At 74.1% G+C, this 18,928-nt stretch carries 18 protein-coding genes; 13 read left to right on the top strand and 5 right to left on the bottom strand.

The features are described from left to right. The 3 genes from Athai_RS26365 (at position 1) to Athai_RS26355 (ending at position 1,565) form a co-directional block, all read left to right on the top strand. Positions 1-852 carry a helix-turn-helix transcriptional regulator gene (locus Athai_RS26365; RefSeq protein WP_203963996.1) on the top strand — a complete coding sequence of 284 codons (852 nt, stop codon included), beginning with the start codon at positions 1-3 and terminating at the stop codon, positions 850-852. A 159-nt stretch (positions 853-1,011) separates the two neighbouring features. Then, the gene (locus Athai_RS26360; RefSeq protein ID WP_203963995.1) at positions 1,012-1,362 is read left to right on the top strand and encodes a maleylpyruvate isomerase N-terminal domain-containing protein; all 351 of its coding nucleotides are present in this window, start codon (positions 1,012-1,014) and stop codon (positions 1,360-1,362) included. A gap of 59 nt (positions 1,363-1,421) precedes the next feature. Beyond that, the gene (locus tag Athai_RS26355; RefSeq protein ID WP_203963994.1) at positions 1,422-1,565 is read left to right on the top strand and encodes a hypothetical protein; all 144 of its coding nucleotides are present in this window, start codon (positions 1,422-1,424) and stop codon (positions 1,563-1,565) included. 144 nt (positions 1,566-1,709) lie between these two features. On the opposite strand, the gene Athai_RS34925 is transcribed toward Athai_RS26355, so the two are convergent. After that, positions 1,710-3,257, bottom strand: coding sequence for a hypothetical protein (locus Athai_RS34925; RefSeq protein ID WP_203963993.1), 1,548 nt, complete (start codon positions 3,255-3,257; stop codon positions 1,710-1,712). A 38-nt stretch (positions 3,258-3,295) separates the two neighbouring features. On the opposite strand from Athai_RS34925, the gene Athai_RS26345 reads away from it, so the two are divergent. From Athai_RS26345 to Athai_RS26330, 4 genes are all read left to right on the top strand, one after another. Continuing rightward, positions 3,296-3,904, top strand: coding sequence for a class I SAM-dependent methyltransferase (locus Athai_RS26345; RefSeq protein ID WP_203963992.1), 609 nt, complete (start codon positions 3,296-3,298; stop codon positions 3,902-3,904). A gap of 53 nt (positions 3,905-3,957) precedes the next feature. Further along, positions 3,958-5,697, top strand: a complete 1,740-nt coding sequence (locus Athai_RS26340; protein ID WP_203963991.1) for an ATP-binding cassette domain-containing protein — start codon at positions 3,958-3,960, stop codon at positions 5,695-5,697. 34 nt (positions 5,698-5,731) lie between these two features. Then, positions 5,732-6,991 carry a DUF5925 domain-containing protein gene (locus Athai_RS26335; protein WP_239157177.1) on the top strand — a complete coding sequence of 420 codons (1,260 nt, stop codon included), beginning with the start codon at positions 5,732-5,734 and terminating at the stop codon, positions 6,989-6,991. Between the two features lie 113 nt (positions 6,992-7,104). After that, positions 7,105-8,235: a DUF5925 domain-containing protein gene (locus Athai_RS26330; protein ID WP_239157176.1), complete on the top strand. Its 1,131-nt coding sequence runs from the start codon at positions 7,105-7,107 to the stop codon at positions 8,233-8,235. Between the two features lie 129 nt (positions 8,236-8,364). Here Athai_RS26330 and Athai_RS26325 read toward each other — a convergent pair whose 3' ends face one another. Further along, on the bottom strand, positions 8,365-9,648 hold the full coding sequence (locus tag Athai_RS26325) for an MFS transporter (protein WP_203963989.1): 1,284 nt from the start codon (positions 9,646-9,648) through the stop codon (positions 8,365-8,367). Positions 9,649-9,932: 284 nt separating this feature from the next. Here Athai_RS26325 and rplM point away from each other — a divergent pair, with 284 nt between their 5' ends. The 3 genes from rplM (at position 9,933) to glmM (ending at position 12,344) form a co-directional block, all read left to right on the top strand. Continuing rightward, the gene (rplM, locus tag Athai_RS26320; protein ID WP_203963988.1) at positions 9,933-10,376 is read left to right on the top strand and encodes a 50S ribosomal protein L13; all 444 of its coding nucleotides are present in this window, start codon (positions 9,933-9,935) and stop codon (positions 10,374-10,376) included. 13 nt (positions 10,377-10,389) lie between these two features. Continuing rightward, positions 10,390-10,839, top strand: coding sequence for a 30S ribosomal protein S9 (gene rpsI / locus Athai_RS26315; protein ID WP_203963987.1), 450 nt, complete (start codon positions 10,390-10,392; stop codon positions 10,837-10,839). A gap of 152 nt (positions 10,840-10,991) precedes the next feature. Next, positions 10,992-12,344, top strand: coding sequence for a phosphoglucosamine mutase (gene glmM / locus Athai_RS26310; RefSeq protein ID WP_203963986.1), 1,353 nt, complete (start codon positions 10,992-10,994; stop codon positions 12,342-12,344). Between the two features lie 117 nt (positions 12,345-12,461). Here glmM and Athai_RS26305 read toward each other — a convergent pair whose 3' ends face one another. Continuing rightward, positions 12,462-13,364, bottom strand: a complete 903-nt coding sequence (locus tag Athai_RS26305) for a LysR family transcriptional regulator (protein ID WP_203963985.1) — start codon at positions 13,362-13,364, stop codon at positions 12,462-12,464. Positions 13,365-13,435: 71 nt separating this feature from the next. On the opposite strand from Athai_RS26305, the gene Athai_RS26300 reads away from it, so the two are divergent. Continuing rightward, positions 13,436-14,368, top strand: coding sequence for a DMT family transporter (locus tag Athai_RS26300; protein WP_203963984.1), 933 nt, complete (start codon positions 13,436-13,438; stop codon positions 14,366-14,368). Here the strand turns inward: Athai_RS26300 and Athai_RS26295 are convergent. After that, positions 14,305-14,592: a YciI family protein gene (locus tag Athai_RS26295; RefSeq protein ID WP_203963983.1), complete on the bottom strand. Its 288-nt coding sequence runs from the start codon at positions 14,590-14,592 to the stop codon at positions 14,305-14,307. The two genes, Athai_RS26300 and Athai_RS26295, sit on opposite strands and share 64 nt — an antisense overlap. A 163-nt stretch (positions 14,593-14,755) precedes the next feature. Here Athai_RS26295 and glmS point away from each other — a divergent pair, with 163 nt between their 5' ends. Then, a complete protein-coding gene (glmS, locus tag Athai_RS26290) occupies positions 14,756-16,771 on the top strand; it encodes a glutamine--fructose-6-phosphate transaminase (isomerizing) (RefSeq protein WP_203963982.1) in 2,016 nt (671 codons plus the stop codon). Between the two features lie 41 nt (positions 16,772-16,812). On the opposite strand, the gene Athai_RS26285 is transcribed toward glmS, so the two are convergent. Then, positions 16,813-17,844, bottom strand: a complete 1,032-nt coding sequence (locus Athai_RS26285) for a saccharopine dehydrogenase family protein (RefSeq protein ID WP_203963981.1) — start codon at positions 17,842-17,844, stop codon at positions 16,813-16,815. Positions 17,845-17,944: 100 nt separating this feature from the next. Between Athai_RS26285 and Athai_RS26280 the strand changes: the two genes are divergently transcribed. Next, positions 17,945-18,889 (top strand): helix-turn-helix domain-containing protein, encoded by a 945-nt coding sequence (locus Athai_RS26280; protein ID WP_203963980.1) that lies wholly within the window; start codon positions 17,945-17,947, stop codon positions 18,887-18,889. The last annotated feature ends 39 nt before the right edge of the window (positions 18,890-18,928 follow it).

The following is an 18,928-nucleotide window of genomic DNA, read 5'->3' as shown; positions in this document are numbered from 1 at the left end:
ATGACCGGTACGGGTCGGCGCGCGGTGCCCCGGGCGGCCGCCGGAGCCTGGTCCACGCCGGCCGCGGCCAGCGCCGCGGAGTGGTCGGCGCCGACCGGCGCCACCTGGTACCGGCCGCGTCGGCCGCCAGCGGACCTGACCGCCGGCTTGGCGGTCGGCTGGACCGCGCGGATGGCCGGACGGTACCGGCTGGTGCCGGACGGCGCGGTGGAACTGCTCTGGCTCGACAGCGGCACGATCTGGCTCTGCGGTCCGGAAACCGCCGCCTGGCAGACCGACCTGCCGGCGCCGGTCGACGCGGTCGGCATCCGGTTCCGCCCCGGCCAGGTGGCGGGCGCCCTGCGGCTCGACGTGGCCGAGCTGCGGGACCGCCGGGTGCCGGTGGAGGACGTGTTCGGGTCCGGGTTCGCGCGGCGGCTGGCCGACCGCCTGGGCAGCGCGCCGGGCCCGGCGGCCCGGCTCGACCTCCTGCACGGCGCGGCCCGCGGCTGGCTCGCCGAGGCCGCCGACCCGGACCCCGTCGCCGGCATCGTCGCCGGGCTGCTCACCGCCGACCCGGCCACCTCGGTCGCGGATCTGGCCGCCGAGGCCGGCCGCAGCGGCCGGCAACTGCACCGACGCTGCCGGTCCGCCTTCGGCTACGGGCCGGCCACGCTGCGGCGGATCCTGCGGTTGCAGCGGTTCCTGGCACTGTCCCGGCGCACCGACGCCGGGCTCGCCACGCTGGCGGTGCTCGCCGGCTACACCGACCAGCCGCACCTGTCCCGGGACTGCCGGCAGATCGCCGGCGTCAGCCCCGCGGTACTCGTCGGGGCCCGCTCCGCGCCGCCGTCCCCGGCGCGGCGGGCGTGACCCGGCCGGGCGTTGCCGAGGCACCGTGCTGGCGGGACGGCGTTGCCACCTGGTGGGGCGGGCGTGGCCGGACCGGGCGTTGCCGCGGGCACCGTCGTGGTGGGGCGGCGTGGCCGATCCGTACACGACGGGCGGGGCGCGGCGGCGCAGGATGGGGGCATGAGTGAGATCGCCGAACGGCACCGGAAGCTCGCCGCCGAGTTCGATCGACGGGTGGCCGCGGTGCCCGACACCGCATGGGACAACGCCTCGCCGTGCGCCGGCTGGTCGGCGCGGGACGTGCTCCGGCACGTACTGGAGACCTCGTACCGGGACATGCCGGCGCACGTCGGCCTGACCGTGACGACCGGATCGGTGGACGACGACCCGGTCGGTTCCTGGCGGGCGGCGCGAGACCAGCTCCAGGAGATCCTGGCGGACCCGGACCGCGCCGGGCGCCAGTACGAGGGGATGTTCGGCCCACCACGCTGGAACGGACCGTCGGCGGCTTCTGCCTGTTCGACCTGCTGATCCACGGCTGGGACATCGCCCGCGCGACCGGCGGCGACGAGGTACTGCCGGCCGACGAGGTGCACGCCACCTACGAGCAGGCCGTCGGGATGGGCGACATGTTGCGCGCCGACGGGGTGTGCGGATCCGAGGTTCCGGTCCCGCCGGACGCCCCGGAGCAGGACCGGCTGCTGGGCCTGCTCGGCCGCGATCCGCAGCGCTGACCGGCTCGGCCGACATCGCCCCGATGGTCGGACCCGGCGCGTCCGGCCGCCGCGCGGTGCGGCGCGGTGCCGTGCGCGCGGTGCCGTGCGCGCGGTGCGGTGCGGTGCGGTGCGGTCGAGCGTGGCGGGCGGCCGGTTCGGGTGTCAGTCGGCGGTGCGGCGGGCGTCGATCACGCCGGTCAGGTAGCTCTGCACCAGATCGGTGACGATCTGCTGGGTGGTCGCGTCGGCGCTCGGCGCCTTCCGGTCGGTGCGGCCGACGACCACGTAGAGCAGGTAGTGCCCGTACGGCTGGAGGGTGAACGCGGTCGGTGACGTCGCCAGCTTGCTCGCCCCCGGCGCGGACAGCGCGGTGAGCGCGCCGTCGCCCGCCTTGCCCAACTCCTTGATCTTGTCGGTGGCCGCCTGCGCGCCGTCCGAGTCGGCCAGGTTGGCGATCCCGAGGGTCGCCACGTAGCCGTCGGCCGGGGCGGCGACGGTCGCCCGGATCACCTGATCGCACTTGTACTGCGCGAGCACGCCACCGACCTGCCCGCGCGCCGCCTTGCCGCAGTCGGTCCGTGGCTTGTCCCGGGCGAGCACGTGGTAGACGGCGTCCCGGCCCGGATCCGGTTGCAGATCGTCGCGGCCGAACACCTCCTTGACGGTGAGCGGCGCCGGGTCGGTCGCCCGGGCGCTGACGTCGATCGGCGACTTCTCCGGCGTCGGGCTGCCGGTCGGCGACTCGGCCCGAGCCGACGGACCGGTCGACGGCCCGTCCGAGGGGCTGCGCCGGACCAGCGCGTACGACCCGGCGAGCAGCCCGCCGAGCACCAGCACCGCGATGATGCCGGCCAGTACCTTCGGCCACAGCCGCGGTCCGCGCTCCGGCGGCCGTCCGACCTCGACCGGCGGGGGCGTGGTGTTTCCCTCCGGGTACCGGTCGGCCCCGCCCGGCTGCCAGCTGCCCTGCCCGGCGAACGGGTCGGCGGCGCCGCCGTCGGCCGGCCCGGGTGGCGCGAACCCCGACCCGACGGTACCGCCCGCTGGTGCCGGGGCGAATCCGGCGCCCGCCGGCACCTCCGGCCACGGTGCGGCCCCGGGGCCGCCGCCGGCCGGTGGCGGGTACCCGGGTCCGGTCCCGGCCGGTGGCCCGTACCCGGCACCGGGGGCCGCGCCGGCCTGCGGCCCGTACCCGGCACCGGGGGCCGCGCCGGCCTGCGGCCCGTACCCGGCACCGGGGGCCGCGCCGGCCGGCGGCCCGTACCCGGCACTGGGGTCCGTGCTGGCCTGCGGCGGGTAGCCGGCGCCGGGGTTTCCGGCCGACTGTGGCCCGAACCCGGGCGTACCGCCGGCCGGCGGTACCCAGCCGACTCCAGCCGACTCGCCGGAGCGCGGTGGGACGTCGCCGGAGTGCGGTGGTGGGGATCCACCGCCGGGGCGGGGCGCCGGGTGGCCGCTGCCCGAGCCCCCGTCGAAGCCGGGTCCGGCGGCGGTGCCGAAGCCGGGTCCGGCGGCGGTGCCGAAGGGGGGTCCGGCGGCGGTGCCGGAGTCCGGCCGGGCCGGCGGCCGGGTGCCGGGCGCTGCGGCCGGCGGCGGAACCGACAGCGTGGTCGGTTGTTCGTCGGAGCGCGTCGGATCGCGGTCACCGGCCGGCAGGCCGTCGGGGAAGCGGTCGGGGCCACCCGGATACCGTGGGTCCCGGTGCGTCATGCGCGCCAGCCTACCCAACCTCTTCGAGGGGACCCGCCGTGTCGAACGACCACTACTTCTCCGCGGATCCGGCCGCGCCGGCCACCCGGGTACAGGTGTCGTTCACCGCGGCCGGCCGGGAGCTGGAACTGACCGCATCCGCCGGCGTGTTCTCCGCGTCGCGGCTGGACCCGGGCACCGCGGTACTGCTGCGCAAGGCGCCGCTGCCGCGCCGCGCCGGCACCCTGCTCGACCTCGGCTGCGGGTACGGGCCGATCGCGGTGACGCTCGCGGTCAGCGCGCCGGCCGCCACCGTGTACGCGGTGGATGTCAACGCCCGCGCGCTGGAGCTGGTGCGGGAGAACGCGGCACGCATCGGCGCCGCCGACCGGGTCGTCGCGGTGCCGCCGGGCCAGGTCCCGGCCGACGTGCGGTTCGACGAGATCTGGTCGAATCCACCGATTCGGATCGGCAAGCCGGCGCTGCACGAGTTGCTGCAGACCTGGCTGCCGCGGCTCGCGCCGGGCGGCGTCGCCTGGCTGGTGGTGTCGCGCAACCTGGGCGCCGACTCGCTGGCCGGCTGGCTGGCCGAGCGCGGCTACGCGGTCGACCGGCATGCCAGCCAGAAGGGGTACCGGGTGCTCAGCGTCACCGCCGGCGACGACTGACCGGCCGAATTCGGTTCGCGTTCCGCCCGGCCGGCCGGCAGACTCCGGTAGCCGTGGGGTATGTCGACGTGGCCGGGGTGGCGCAGGTGCTGCCGGACGGCCGGGAACTGTTCGCGGACGTGTCGTTCCGGGTCGGTGAGGGCGCCAAGGTCGCCCTGATCGGTGCGAACGGGGCCGGCAAGACCACGCTGGTCTCGATGGTCGCGGGGGACTCTCCGGTCACCATCGGATCCGTCACGCGGTCCGGCGGTCTCGGCGTGATGCGCCAGTTCATCGGGATGAACCGGGCGATCCCCGGCATCGACGCGCCGCACGGCGGCTGGACGGTCGGCGACCTGGCGTTGTCGCTCGCCCCGCCCGCGGTGCGGGAGGCGGGCCGGGCCCTGGCCGCCGCGGAACGGCGGATGCGCGCCGAGGAGACCCGCGGCAAGTTCTCCAACGTGGCCCGGCGGGCCCAGGTGGAGTACGCCGAGGCGCTGGGCGCGTGGGGCGACGCCGGCGGGTACGAGGCGGAGGTGGCGTTCGACGTCGCCGCGATCGAGGTGCTCGACGCGGAGTGGCCGGACGTCAATCACCGCCGGCTGGACACCCTGTCCGGCGGCGAGCAGAAGCGGTTCGCGCTGGAGCTGCTGCTCGCCGGGCCGGACGAGGTGCTGCTGCTGGACGAGCCGGACAACTTCCTGGACGTACCGGCGAAGCGGCGGCTGGAGCGGCAGCTCACCGCCTCGGACAAGAGCATCCTGTACGTCAGCCACGACCGGGAACTGCTCGCCAACACCGCCGACCGGGTGGTGACGCTGGAGGCCGGCAGCTGCTGGACGCACGGCGGCGGCTTCGCCACCTGGCACCAGGCCCGGGAGGACCGGTACGAGCGGCTCGACGAGCTGCGCCGCCGCTGGGACGAGGAGCACGCCAAGATCAAGCAGCTGGTGCTGATGTACCGGGAGAAGGCGAAGTACAACGCGGACATGGCGAGCCGGCTGCAGGCGGCGAAGACCCGGCTGGCCAGGTTCGAGGAGGCCGGCCCGCCGCCGGAACGGCCGCGGGACCAGGACATCCGGATCGACCTGCGCGGCGGCCGGACCGGCAAGCGGGCCGTCGTCTGCGAGCAGCTGTCGCTCACCGGCCTGACCGACCCGTTCGACCTGGAGATCTGGTACGGCGACCGGGTCGCGGTGCTGGGCGCCAACGGCACCGGCAAGTCGCACCTGCTGCGCCTGCTGGCCCTCGGCGGTACCGACCCGGAGCCGGGCACCGTGCTGCCCGGTACGCACCTGAAACCGGTGGCGCACACCGGCGTGGCGCGGCTCGGCGCGCGGGTACGGCCCGGGCACTTCTCCCAGACCCACGACCGGCCGGAACTGTCGGGGCGGCTGCCCGGAGCGGTCGGCGGAGACCCGGGCGCCCGACGGTCGCTGCGGGACATCTTGTGGCACGGCGACGAGGACCGGGACGGCATGGACCGGTCGGCGGCGATGAAGGTGCTCAGCCGGTACGAGCTGGCGTTGCAGTCCGAGCAGGACTTCGACACCCTGTCCGGCGGTCAACAGGCCCGGTTCCTGATCCTGCTGCTGGAACTGAGCGGGGCGACGTTGTTGCTGCTCGACGAGCCGACCGACAACCTCGACCTGGTCAGTGCCGAGGCGCTGGAGGCGGGGTTGGCGTCGTTCGCCGGTACCGTCGTCGCGGTCACCCACGACCGCTGGTTCACCCGCGGCTTCGACCGGTTCGTCACGATCGCCAACGATGGCACCGTCACCGAGACCGCCGAGCCGGTCTGGGACGTCCGCTGACGCGGTGCGTGCCGCGGTGGGAGACCATGGAACGGTGTCCATTCCCCACCAGACGCTCGACGCGCAGGCTGCGCACCAGACGGACGACGCACCGGACCCGCACCGGACGGGCGTCGCACCGGATCCGGGCCAGGCGCCCGACCGGCCGGCCGGCGCGGACGACGTAGCCCGGCCGGCCGGCGCGGACGACGTAGCCCGGTCGGAAGGCGCGGACGACGTGTCGCGGGTGCTGCCGATCCGGCTGACCGCGGACGACTCGGACGAGCCGTTCGACGTGATCGACGCGCTGACGCTGATCCGGTTCACCAACGGCGAGCAGCCCTTCGCCCGCACCGTCCGGCTCGACCGGGTCAAGCCCGACGCCACCCTGATCCCGCCGGACGGCCGGCTGCTGCGCGGTGTCCGGGAGGACACCCGCCGCTCCCAGCTGGTCACCGGCACCGGCTGGACGCTGCGGGCGGTGCGCTGGCACAGCGGCGGCGGCGAGGTGACGGTGACCGCCGAGTCCGAGCAGCTCGCCGACCAGGTACTGGAGCGTGCCATCGCGGGCGCCGCGGCGGAGGAGAAGCCGCCGACCGACACCGTCGAGATGGGCTTCTGGTACCACTCCAGCCGGCGCGGCGCGTACCGCACCACCCGGTCGATCGCCGCCGCGGACTGGGCCGACATCCGGCGCAACTACTCGCGCCCGGTGTCCGCGGCGCTGGACTCGCTGATGACGTTGACCGCGGAGACGGTCACCGGCCGGCTGCTGCTGTTGCACGGCCCGCCCGGTACCGGCAAGACCACCGCGCTGCGGTCGCTGGCCCGGGCCTGGCGGGACTGGTGCCAGGTCGACTGCGTGCTCGACCCGGACAAGCTGTTCGGTGAGCCGAGCTACCTGATGGACCTGGTCATCGGGGACGACAGCGACGACGGCCGGTGGCGGTTGCTGCTGCTGGAGGACTGCGACGAGCTGGTCCGCGGGGAGGCGAAGTACGCCACCGGGCAGGCGCTGTCCCGGCTGCTCAACCTGACCGACGGGCTGCTCGGCCAGGGGCGCAACGTCATGGTCGGCATCACCACCAACGAGGACCTGCAGCAGTTGCACCCCGCGGTGGTACGGGCCGGCCGGTGCCTGGCGCAGGTGGAGGTCGGGCCGCTCGCCGCGGACGAGGCGCAGCAGTGGCTGGGTGACACGACGAGCGCGCCGCCAGGCGGCGCGACGCTCGCCGACCTGTTCGCGCTGCGTTCCGGCCGGCGTCCGGTCGAACTCCGCCAGGAGCCGGAGCCGGCCGGCGGCTTCTACCTGTAACACCCGCGCTGCGCGCGTCGCCCGGTTCGGTTGCCCGAGTTGGGCTGTTTCTCCAGCTCAGAGGTGGGTCTTCTCACTGTCCGCGGGTCGCTGTAACGGGACACCATCGAAGAGTGAGCGCCCCCCGTGAGCTGACCGTGCCCGCTGCCGCCAGCGACCCGGTCCGCACCCTGCCCATCGTCGTGCACATGGACGACGCCGACACCACCTACGACGTGGTCGACGCGCTGTCGCTGTCCCCGTTCGCCGACGGCGCCCAGCCGTGGGCCCGCACCGCCCGGCTCGACCACGTACGGCCGGAGGCGACGCTGCTGCCGGCCGGCGCCGTGCCGGTACGGCAGGCGTCCGGTGACCGCCGCGAGGCGCTGCTGGCCACCGGCGAGGGCTGGACGCTGCGCGCGGTGCGGTGGCGGGGCGGCGGCGGTGAGGTGACCGTCACCGCGACCAGCGACGAGCTGGCCCGGCGGATTCTCGCCGAGGCCGTGGCGGACGCCGCGACCCCGGTGCTGGAGTCCGCGGACAGCGAGGTCGAACTCGGCTTCTGGTACCACTCGGCGCGCCGCGGCGGCTACCGCACGGTGCGCGCGGTGGACGCCCCGGACTGGGCGGAGATCCGCGGCAACTACGCCGCCAGCGTCGGTGCCGACCTGGACCGGGTGATGGCGTTCCGGCCGCGGCCGACCGCGGGCCGGCTGCTGTTGCTGCACGGCGAGCCGGGGACCGGCAAGACGACCGCGCTGCGCTCGCTGGCCCGGGCCTGGCACGACTGGTGCCAGGTCGACTGCGTGCTCGACCCGGAGCACCTCTTCGCCGACCCCGGCTACCTGATGGACGTGGTGCTCGGCGACGACGAGGACGACGACGACGGCCGCTGGCGGCTGCTGCTGCTGGAGGACTGCGACGAGCTGATCCGCGGCGACGCGAAGCGGGCCAGCGGGCAGGCGCTGGCCCGGCTGCTCAACCTCACCGACGGGCTGCTCGGCCAGTCCCGCCGGGTGCTGGTGGCGATCACCACGAACGAGGACCTGACCCGGCTGCACCCGGCGGTCACCCGGCCGGGCCGGTGCCTGGCGCACCTGGAGATCGGCGCGCTGCCGCACGAGGAGGCGGCCCGGTGGCTCGGCGACCCCGGCCCGCTCGCCGGTACCGGCGCCACCCTGGCGGAGCTGTTCGCGCTGCGCGACGGCGGCGGCGCGGTCCCCGCGGCCCGTACCGCCCGGCCGGCCGGCGGCTTCTACCTCTGATCGGCATCCCACCCGTCGCCGATCCCGCCCCAGCCCCGCGTTGATCATGGCGTTGTCTGCTTGGTAAGCGCATACCGAGCGAGACAACACCATGATCAACGCGGCGGGGGCGGGGTGGGGCGGGCGGGGTCAGGTGCCGACCTTGGCGGCGACCGCCGAGGTGTCCGAGGTGCCGAACCGGATGCCGCGGCGTTCCTTGCCGATCGCGCTGAGCACGATGACCGCGACCAGGACCGGCACGATCGTCGCGGTCAGCGCGAACGGGTAGCCGTGCCGTTCCGCGAGCGCCGCCTGGATCGGCAGGTTGAGCGCCGCCAGCAGGTTGCCCAACTGGTAGGTGACGCCGGGGTAGAAGCCGCGGATCTCGTCCGGCGACAGCTCGGTCAGGTGTGCCGGGATCACGCCCCAGGCACCCTGCACCATCACCTGCATCAGGAACGAGCCGAGGCACAGCATCCCGGCCGTGGTGGACAGCGCGAACAGCGGTACGACCGGCAGCGCCAGCACCGCGCAGAAGACGATCAGCAGCCGCCGGCCGAACCGCTGGGACAGCGTGCCGGCGACGGTACCGCCGACGATCGCGCCGATGTTGTAGAGCACCACGATCCAGGTGGCGGTGGTCGGGTCCAGCCCGATGCCGCCGTGCCCGGTCTCCTTCAGGAACGTCGGGTACACGTCCTGGGTGCCGTGGCTCATCCAGTTGAACGCGGTCATCAGCAGCACCAGGTAGATGAACCGGCGCAGCGTCTTCCAGTTGAACAGCACCTGCGCGATCGAGGTGCTGGTCATCCTGCGGCGCTCGGTGGCCTTCTCCCACACCTCCGACTCGCGGACCCCGAGCCGGACCAGCAGCGCGATCAGCGCCGGGATGATCGACAGCGCGAACATCCACCGCCAGTTCAGCCCGAGGGTCGAGTGCACCAGCAGGAACGCCAGCGAGGCCAGCAGGTAGCCGAACGAGTAGCCCTCCTGCAGGATGCCGGAGAAGAAGCCGCGCCGGCCGGCGGGGATCTTCTCCATCGCGAGCGCCGCGCCGAGGCCCCACTCGCCGCCCATCCCGATCCCGTACAGCAGGCGCAGGACCATCAGGGTGGCGAAGTTCGGCGCGAAGGCGCACAGGAACCCGACCACGGCGTAGAAGCAGACGCAGACGATCAGCGGCACCCGCCGGCCGATCCGGTCCGCCCACAGCCCGAACAGGGCGGCCCCGACCGGCCGCATGACCAGCGTGAGCGTGGTGATGATCGCGGTCTCGGCCAGCGAGACCTTGAACGTGTCGGCGATGTCCTTGATGACCAGGACGACGATGAAGTAGTCGAAGGCGTCCATCGTCCAGCCGAGCAGTGCGGCGAGGAACGAACTGCGTTGGTCCCGGGTGAGTCGCTGCCGCCCGGACGGCGCTATGTCACTCATAGCCGCATACTGCTCTCACAAGCGATCTTTCGCACTATTCCGAACCAGTCGGATTTTGCCGGCTACAGCCGGTCGGCAGAGCCATGAACCGCGCTAGGCTGGTGCTTGACCGGGGCCACTTTGACCCTGCCGGATCGCGGCGGGTATCGTTGCGGGCTGTTGCGTGTACCGTCCGCGCGTCTGCCCGCGCCAGCCCGGCCAACCGGCCCGGTCTCCAGTGCGGCAGGCGTCGATAGCGTCAGGCGGCCGCACCCCGAGACACCGACGACAGACAAGGTAAACCTGTGCGTACGTACAGCCCCAAGCCGGGCGAGATTGCGCGCCAGTGGCACGTCATCGACGCCACGGACGTCGTGCTCGGCCGCCTCGCCAGCCAGACCGCGCAACTGCTGCGCGGCAAGCACAAGCCGACGTTCGCCCCGCACATGGACATGGGCGACTTCGTGATCATCGTGAACGCGGGCAAGGTCGCGCTGACCGGCAACAAGCGTGAGCAGAAGATCGCGTACCGGCACTCCGGTTACCCGGGCGGCCTGAAGCAGGTCCGCTACACCGACCTGCTGGCCAGCCGGCCCGAGCGCGCGGTCGAGCTGGCCGTCAAGGGCATGCTCCCGCACAACAAGCTCAGCCGGCAGGTGCTGAAGAAGCTCAAGGTCTACGCCGGCCCGGAGCACCCGCACCTGGCCCAGCAGCCGGTGCCGTTCGAGATCACCCAGATCGCGCAGTAAGGGCAGGGATTACGTGACCAGCGCCATCGAAACCGCCGTCGTGGCCGAAGAGCCGATCCCGACGCCGCGTGCTGCCGACCGTCCGGTGCAGACCGTCGGTCGCCGCAAGGAAGCCGTCGTCCGGGTCCGCCTGGTCCCGGGGACCGGCCAGTTCAAGCTGAACGGCCGCTCCCTGGAGGAGTACTTCCCGAGCAAGGTCAGCCAGCAGCTCGTCAAGGAGCCGCTGGTCACCTCCGACCGCCTCGAGGCGTACGACGTGCACGCCAACCTGAAGGGTGGCGGCATCACCGGGCAGGCCGGCGCGCTGCGGCTGGCCATCGCCCGCGCGCTGGTGGAGGTCGACCCCGACCACCGTCCGGCGCTGAAGAAGGCCGGCTTCCTCACCCGTGACGACCGCGCGGTGGAGAGCAAGAAGTACGGTCTGAAGAAGGCCCGCAAGGCGCCTCAGTACTCCAAGCGCTGATCCGAGCACGCCGGCCACTGCGGCCGGGACCGCATTTTCGGCCGGGCACGAGTGTCGTGTCCGGCCGAAGTGCTGTAGTGGGAACATGTCCTGCGGTCGAACGGACGATGACACGCCGGTGACCGCGACGCGAGCGACGTGAGGCGGTGCGCATGGGCCGACTGTTCGGTACCGACGGGGTTCGGGGCCTCGCCAACGCGGAGCTGACACCGGAGCTGGCGGTCGCCGTCGCGGTGTCGGCGGCGCACGTGCTGGCGCCGGAGCCGGACGAGTCGACCGGTCGGCGGCCGGTCGCCGTGGTCGGCCGGGATCCCCGGGCCAGCGGCGACATGCTGGAGGCGGCCGTGGTCGCCGGGCTGTGCAGCGCCGGTACCGACGTGCTGCGGGTCGGCGTGCTGCCGACGCCGGCGGTGGCGCACCTGGTCGCCGAGACCGGCGCGGCGTTCGGGGTGGTGCTGTCGGCGAGCCACAACCCGATGCCGGACAACGGGATCAAGCTGTTCGCCGCCGGCGGTCAGAAGCTGCCGGACGACGTCGAGGACGCCATCGAGCGGCTGGTCGCGGCGCCGGACGGGTGGCGCCGGCCGCGAGGCGGTGCGATCGGCCGGGCGGTCGACCACGCCGCCGGCGCCGATCGGTACCTGGAGCACCTGCTGGGCGCGCTGCCGCACCGGCTGGACGGGCTGCGGCTGGTCGTCGACTGCGCCAACGGGGCGGCCTCCGCGGTCAGCCCCGAGGCGTACCGCCGGGCCGGGGCCGAGGTGATCGCCATCCACGCCGAGCCGGACGGGCTCAACATCAACGCCGACTGCGGCTCCACCCACCTCGGTTCGCTGATCGCCGCGGTCGCCGAGCACGGCGCCGACCTGGGCATCGCGCACGACGGGGACGCCGATCGCTGCCTGGCGGTGACCGCCGACGGTACGGCCGTCGACGGCGACCAGATCATGGGCATCCTGGCGCTGGCGATGCGGGAGTCCGGCGCGCTGACCGACGACGTGCTGGTCGTCACGGTGATGAGCAACCTGGGCCTGCACCTGGCGATGCGCGAGCACGGCATCGAGGTCGCGACGACCGCGGTCGGCGACCGGTACGTGCTGGAGCTGCTCCGTTCCCGCGGCCTGGCGCTGGGCGGCGAGCAGTCCGGTCACGTGGTGCTGCCGCAGCACGCGACGACCGGGGACGGCACGCTGACCGCGCTGCAGCTGATGGCCCGGATGGCGGCCACCGGCGCGAGCCTGGCCGAACTGGCCGCGGTGGTCCGGCCGCTGCCGCAGGTGCTGCTCAACGTGCGGGTGGCGGACAAGGCGGCCGCCGCGGACACCGGCGTGCAGGACTCGGTGGCGAGCGCCGAGCGGGAACTCGGGGACAGCGGCCGGGTGCTGCTTCGCCCCTCCGGTACCGAGCCGCTGATCCGGGTGATGGTGGAGGCGGCGACGCAGCCGCAGGCCGCCGAGACGGCGGAGAAGATCGCCGCCGCGGTCCGTGCCGCCAGCCCGATCTGACCGACCTGCCGCGGCCGCCCGGCGTGCCGGCGGCGCGGTTCCGGCACGAGCAGAACACCCGCTCCGCGGCGCGGACGCGGCCGGGCGTCGGCCGGTGACGGTGGGCGTGGCGGCGGGTCAGTCGGCGACGGTGGCGCGCAGCCGGGCGAGCAGTTCCTCGGTGAGCGGGGAGTGCCAGCGGCCGATCGGGTAGACGGCGCCGACGTGCCGGACCGGTTCCGGGTCGAGGGGCCGGGCGACGATCTCGCCCGGCGGGTTGGCCAGTGCGACGGTAGGTACCAGCGCGATGCCCATTCCGGCGGCCACCACCGACTGCATGAACAGGTAGTCACTGGCGTAGCAGGCGACCCGCGGGGTGAAGCCGGCGACCGCGGCGTGGTGGTCGAGCAGCGCCCCGACGTCGGCCCAGCCCTGCACCCAGCGTTCGTCCGCGAGGTCGGCGAAGGCCACGGTGCGCCGGCCCGCCAGCGGGTGGTCGGCGGGCAGCACGACCCGGACCGGGTCCCGGCGCAGCCGCACGTACCGCAGCGACTCGCCGACGCCCCAGTCGTCCGGCGGCCGGGGCGAGCCGAAGTGGTAGACGATGGCGAGGTCGGCGTCGCCGCGCCGTAGCCGCGGGACCGCGTCGAACGGCTCGTACTCCAGCACGGTGACCTCGGCGTCCGGGCGGTCGGCGGCGAGTGCGCTGACCGCCTGCGGCAGCAGCCGCTGACCGGCGGAGGCGAAGGTGGCGACGGTGAGCCGGCCGCGGGTCCCCTCGGCGATCTCGGCGATGTGACGCTCCGCTTTCGCCAGCTCGGCGGCGATGACGTCCGCAGTGGCCACCAGCGCGCGGCCCGGCGCGGTGAGCGTGATGCCGGTGGTGCGGCGCTCGACCAGCGGCACGCCGACCTGCCGCTCCAGCGCCGCGACCTGCTGTGATACGGCCGACGGTGTGATTCGCAACAGGCGTGCGGCGGCGCTCAGGCTGCCCCGGGCGGCGGCCGCACGCAGGACCATCAGGCGGGCCACGTCGATCATAAGTTCTACTTAACACCCCTGCGTCAATTCCCCTCTACTGCTGGCAAGGAAATCGACGCACAGTAGTTTCCGTGAGTCGACGTTCGCTGCTCCTGCTGCTCGTGCTGTCCGCCACCTGGGGCGCCTCGTACCTGTTCATCGACCTGTCGTTGCGCGGCCTGTCCGCGCCGGTGGTGGTGTTCGGGCGGCTCGCCATCGGTGCCGGGGTGCTGGGTGCGCTGGCCCGGTCGACGAACCGGCGGCCGTTCGCCGCGCTGCGCGGTGACTGGCCGCGGATCACCCTGTTCGCGCTGTTCGAGATGGTGCTGCCGTACCTGCTGATCGCGTTCGGCGAGGGCCGGATCGCGACCGGTACGGCGAGCCTGCTGGTGTCCACCCAGATGCTGTGGCTGGTACTGCTGACCCCGCTGATGGTGCGCGGCGCCCGGGTGCGCGCGGTGCAGCTGGCGGGCGTCGGGGTGGGGCTCGCCGGGGTGGCGGCACTGGTGCAGCCGTTCGGCTCGGCCGGGCCGCCGGACCCGGTCGGCGCGGTACTGGTGACGCTTGCGGCGGCCAGCTACGCGATCGGCGCGCTGCTGCTCGGGCTGCTGCTGCCGGGTCGGCCGACGCTGCCGGTCACCGCCGCCGGCCAGGCGGTCGCCGCGGTACTGGTCGCCCCGGTCGCGGCGGTGAGCCTGCCGCGCGCGGTGCCGGCCGCGGGCACCTTCGGCGCGCTCGCGGTGCTCGGGGTGGCCTGCACGGCCGGCGGCTTCCTGCTGTTCAACGTGCTGATCACCCGCTCCGGCGCGGGCACCGCGAGCCTGGTCGCCTACCTCGCGCCGGTGTTCTCGCTGGCGTACGGGGCGCTCGCGCTGCACGAGCCGTTCACGGTGTCGGCGGCGGCCGGGCTGCTGCTGATCGTCGCCGGGTCGGCGCTGACCGTGTCGCGGCGACGGGCGGTTCAGCCGAAGACGGAGTCGACGCCCGCGGCGGTCCGGGTCGGCTCGACCTCCACCACCCGGTAGCGCGCCACGCCGGACCGGGTGAACGGGTCCTCGTTGATGATCTTGTCCAGCGTGGCCCGGTCGACGCCGCGGGCCAGGATCGCCCCGCCGGTCCGCGGCACCTGCCGCCCGGACAGGACGAACGTGCCGTCCGCGTAGTACCGGTCGAGGTAGGCGCGGTGTTCCGGAAGCAGCGCGTCGATCTCGCTCAGCGGCTTCTGGTAGTCGAGCAGCAGGATGTACACGACGCGCAGTCTGGCACGGATCCGGCTGCGGCGCTGTGACGCGTTCGTACCGAGGACGCCTGTTGCTCATCTTGGTGTCGAATGGTGTTTCCGATCAAATCGGCTGCGTGAAACATCGGGGACTGCGCATCGAGGCTGCGCGTTTCGCTGCTACCCTGCCGGCATGTGCGGCATCGTGGGGTACGTGGGAGCGCGGCCGGCGTGCACCGTCGTCGTGGACGGGCTCCGCCGGCTGGAGTACCGGGGGTACGACTCGGCCGGCGTCGCCGTCGTCGCCGACGACGAAGTCCGGGTGGTGAAGCGGGCCGGGAAGCTGACCAACCTGACCAAGGCGCTGGCCGAGCTGCCACCGGCCGACCGGATGCGCGCCGCGGTCAGCGGCATCGGGCACACCCGGTGGGCGACGCACGGCGCGCCGACCGACCGCAACGCGCACCCGCACGCCTCCGCGGACGGCCGGGTCGCGGTGATCCACAACGGCATCATCGAGAACTTCGCCCGGCTGCGCGACGAGCTGGAGGCTGCCGGGGTCGAGCTCGCCAGCGACACCGACAGCGAGGTCGTCGCGCACCTGCTCGCCGCCGAACTGGCTCGCACCGCGGTACCGGCCGGCGTGGGTGCCGGTGCCGCCGCGGTGGCCGCCGGCGGCGCGGCCGTCGGCGGCCGGGGCACCGCCGACGAGGTTGCCGCACCGGTGGGCGCCGGGGCGCTCGACGACGGTACCGCCGGGGCGCTCGAAGACGGTGCCGCCGGCACCGGGTTGGTGGCCGCGATGCGGGCCGTCTGCGCGCGGCTGACCGGCGCCTTCACCCTGCTGGCGGTGTCGGTGGACGAGCCCGGGTTGGTGGTCGGCGCGCGCCGCAACTCGCCGCTGGTCGTCGGCGTCGGGGCCGGCGAGTACTTCCTCGCCTCGGACGTGTCGGCGTTCATCGAGCACACCCGGGACGCGGTCGAGCTGGGCCAGGACCAGGTCGTCGCGATCACCGCGGACGGCTACCAGGTGACCGACTTCGCGGGCACCCCCGCGGTGACCCAGCAGTACCACGTGGACTGGGATGCCGGCGCCGCCGAGAAGGGCGGCTACGACTACTTCATGCTCAAGGAGATCGCCGAGCAGCCGAAGGCGGTCGCCGACACGCTGCGCGGCCGGCTCACCGAGGCCGGCGAGATCACCCTCGACGAGGTGCGGCTGTCCGACCAGGACCTGCGCGACGTGGACAAGATCTTCATCGTCGCGTGCGGCACCGCCTACCACGCCGGGCTGGTCGCGAAGTACGCGATCGAGCACTGGACCCGGATCCCGTGCGAGGTGGAACTGGCCAGCGAGTTCCGCTACCGCGATCCGGTGCTGGACCGCTCGACGCTGGTGGTGGCGATCTCGCAGTCCGGCGAGACGATGGACACCATCATGGCGCTGCGGCACGCGAAGGTGCAGAAGGCGCGGGTGCTCGCGATCTCCAACACCAACGGCTCGACGATCCCGCGCGAGTCCGACGCGGTGCTCTACACGCACGCCGGGCCGGAGGTGGCGGTCGCCTCGACGAAGGCCTTCCTGACCCAACTGGTGGCGTGCTACCTGGTGGGGCTGCACCTGGCGCAGGTGCGCGGCATCAAGTACGCGGACGAGGTCGCCGCGGTGGTCGCGCAGCTGACGGCCATGCCGTCCAAGGTGGACGAGGTGCTGGCCATCATGGAGCCGGTACGGGAGCTGGGGCGGTCGCTCGGTTCCGCGCCGTCGGTGCTGTTCATCGGCCGGCACGTCGGCTACCCGGTGGCGCTGGAAGGTGCGCTCAAGCTCAAGGAGCTGGCGTACATGCACGCCGAGGGGTTCGCCGCCGGCGAGCTGAAGCACGGCCCGATCGCCCTGATCGACAACGGAACCCCGGTGATCTGCGTACTGCCGTCGCCGCGCGGCCGGGCCGTGCTGCACGACAAGATGATCTCCAACATCCAGGAGGTACGGGCCCGCGGCGCCCGGGTCGTCGCGATCGCCGAGGAGGGCGACACCGCGGTCGCGCCGCACGCCGACCACGTGGTGTACGTGCCGCGCACGCCGACGTTGCTCGCGCCGCTGGTGACGACGGTGCCGCTGCAGGTGCTGGCCGCCGAGATCGCCACCACCCGCGGCCACGACGTCGACCAGCCCCGTAACCTGGCCAAGTCCGTCACCGTCGAGTAGCCCGCGGGGCCGGCGGGCGTCCTGATCGGCGGGACTCGACGTCACAGGGACACGTCGAGGGCGCCGCGGTCGGCGAGGGCCCGGAGGAAGCCGGCCGGGTCGAAGATCTCGCCGGCCGACGCGACGCCGACGGTCCTGGTCTCGCCGCCGAGAACGCGGCGTACCGCCTCCACCACGAGCGGTGCGGTGACCGCGTAGATGTCCTGCCCGCGTGCCACCGCCCGCCGCTCGGTCCCCCTGCTGCGGACCAGGGCCTCGACCACGAACGTCTGCGCGGAGCGGCCCCGCTCGTCCACGGCGGCCGGCGTGGGGGTGTCCGGCGCGGCGATGTCCCGGGCCGCCTCGGCGGTCATGTACGTGCACACCTCCCCGACGTCGAGGTGGCTGGGCACGGTGACCACGTCGGCCATGGTGAACTCCGCGAGCACCGTCCGCGAACCGATCGGCGCCGGGAAGTCCCAGGTCAGGGTCGTCGGCTGGCCGTCGTGGTACTGCAGTCGGCCGTCCTGGTAGCGCACCCGCCGGCCGTCCCGCCGCCGGCTCGACACCACCCCCGCGGCGCGCGTCCCGGCGGTCGGGTGCCAGCTGCTCAGCCCGTACCCGACGTGCACCTCGTCGGCGCCGGTCTCGCCGGCCAGCACCGCGCTGACCAGCAGGTCGCCGAGGCCGCCGTAGAAGGCCATCGCGGGGACCACGATCGCCTCGGCGGCCCGGGCGCGGTCGCCGAAGTGCCGGAACGTGTCCAGGTTCGCCTCGATCTCGGCGGCGACGTCCAGGTAGGGGATGCCGGCGCGCAGGGCGGCCTCGACCACCGGCCCGGCGGTGGTGGCGAACGGCCCGGCGCAGTTGATCACGGCGGCGACGCCGGCCAGTGCCCGGTCGAGCGCGGCCGGGTCGTCGACCGCGGCCGGCCGCACCTCGGTACCCGGGTGGGCCGCCGCGAGAGCCCGCAGCCGGTGCTCGTCGCGGCCGGACAGGACCGGGCGGAAACCGCGGTCGCGCAGTTCGGCGACGACGAAGCGGCCGGTGTGGCCGTAGGCGCCGTACACCGCGATCTGGTGGTTCGTGTTCATGGCTCTCCGCCCTGCTCGTACCGGTGGACGGGGACCAGCCTGGCAGCGCCGGGCCGCCGGCACGAGTGGCGGGAACGCCAACTCGCGTATAGTTTCGGACATGCGTACCGTCGCGTTCGCCGTCACCGACGGCATGCTGAGCCTGGAACTGTCGATGGCACACGAGGTCTTCGGCGGTGGGCCCGCCACCGAGCGTTACCAGGTCGCCCTCTGCGGGCCGCGCCCGGTGCCGGTCGGCCTGTTCCAGGTGGTCCCGGACGGCGGTCTCGACCGGCTACGGTCCGCCGACACGGTGATCGTGCCGGGCTGGGCCGACGTCGACGCGGACCCGCCGGCCGACCTGGTCGACGCGGTACGGGCGGCGCACGCGGCCGGCGCCCGCGTCGCGTCGCTGTGCACCGGCGCGTTCGTGCTGGCCGCGGCGGGGCTGCTGGACGGCCGGCGGGCCACCACGCACTGGGCGCACACCGCCGCGCTCGCCGCCCGCCACCCGCGGGTGACGGTCGACCCGGACGTGCTCTACGTCGACAACGGCAGCGTGCTCACCTCCGCCGGCAAGGCCGCCGCGATGGACCTCTGCCTGCACCTGGTACGCCTCGACCACGGTTCGGCGGTCGCCAACGCCGTGGCCCGTCGCCTGGTCGTACCGCCACACCGGGACGGCGGGCAGGCCCAGTTCGTCACCGCCCCGGTACCGGCATCCGACGCGGTGCCGCTCGCCGGCCTGTTCGACTGGGCGCTGGCCCGGCTGGACCGGCCGCTGACCGTGACCGACCTGGCCCGCCGCGCCAGCATGAGCCCCCGCAACCTGGGCCGGCACTTCCGGGCCGCGACCGGTACCACGCCGCTGCAGTGGCTGCTGTCCCAACGGATCCGCCGCGCCCAGGAACTGCTGGAACGCACCGACGACGGGATCGACGCCATCGCCGCGGCGACCGGCATGGGTACCGCCGCGACGCTGCGCCGGCACTTCCACCGCACCGTCGGGGTACCCCCGGACACCTACCGCCGCACCTTCACCGCTCCGCGCACGCCCGTCGAGTGACGGCGGCCCGCGGCGTCGACCCGCCTGCCGCGCGACCGG

It is taken from the genome of Actinocatenispora thailandica (assembly GCF_016865425.1).
Classification (GTDB): domain Bacteria; phylum Actinomycetota; class Actinomycetes; order Mycobacteriales; family Micromonosporaceae; genus Actinocatenispora; species Actinocatenispora thailandica.
The sequence above is the reverse complement of the archived record's forward strand: the minus strand, read 5'-3'. Positions and strand labels throughout refer to the sequence as shown.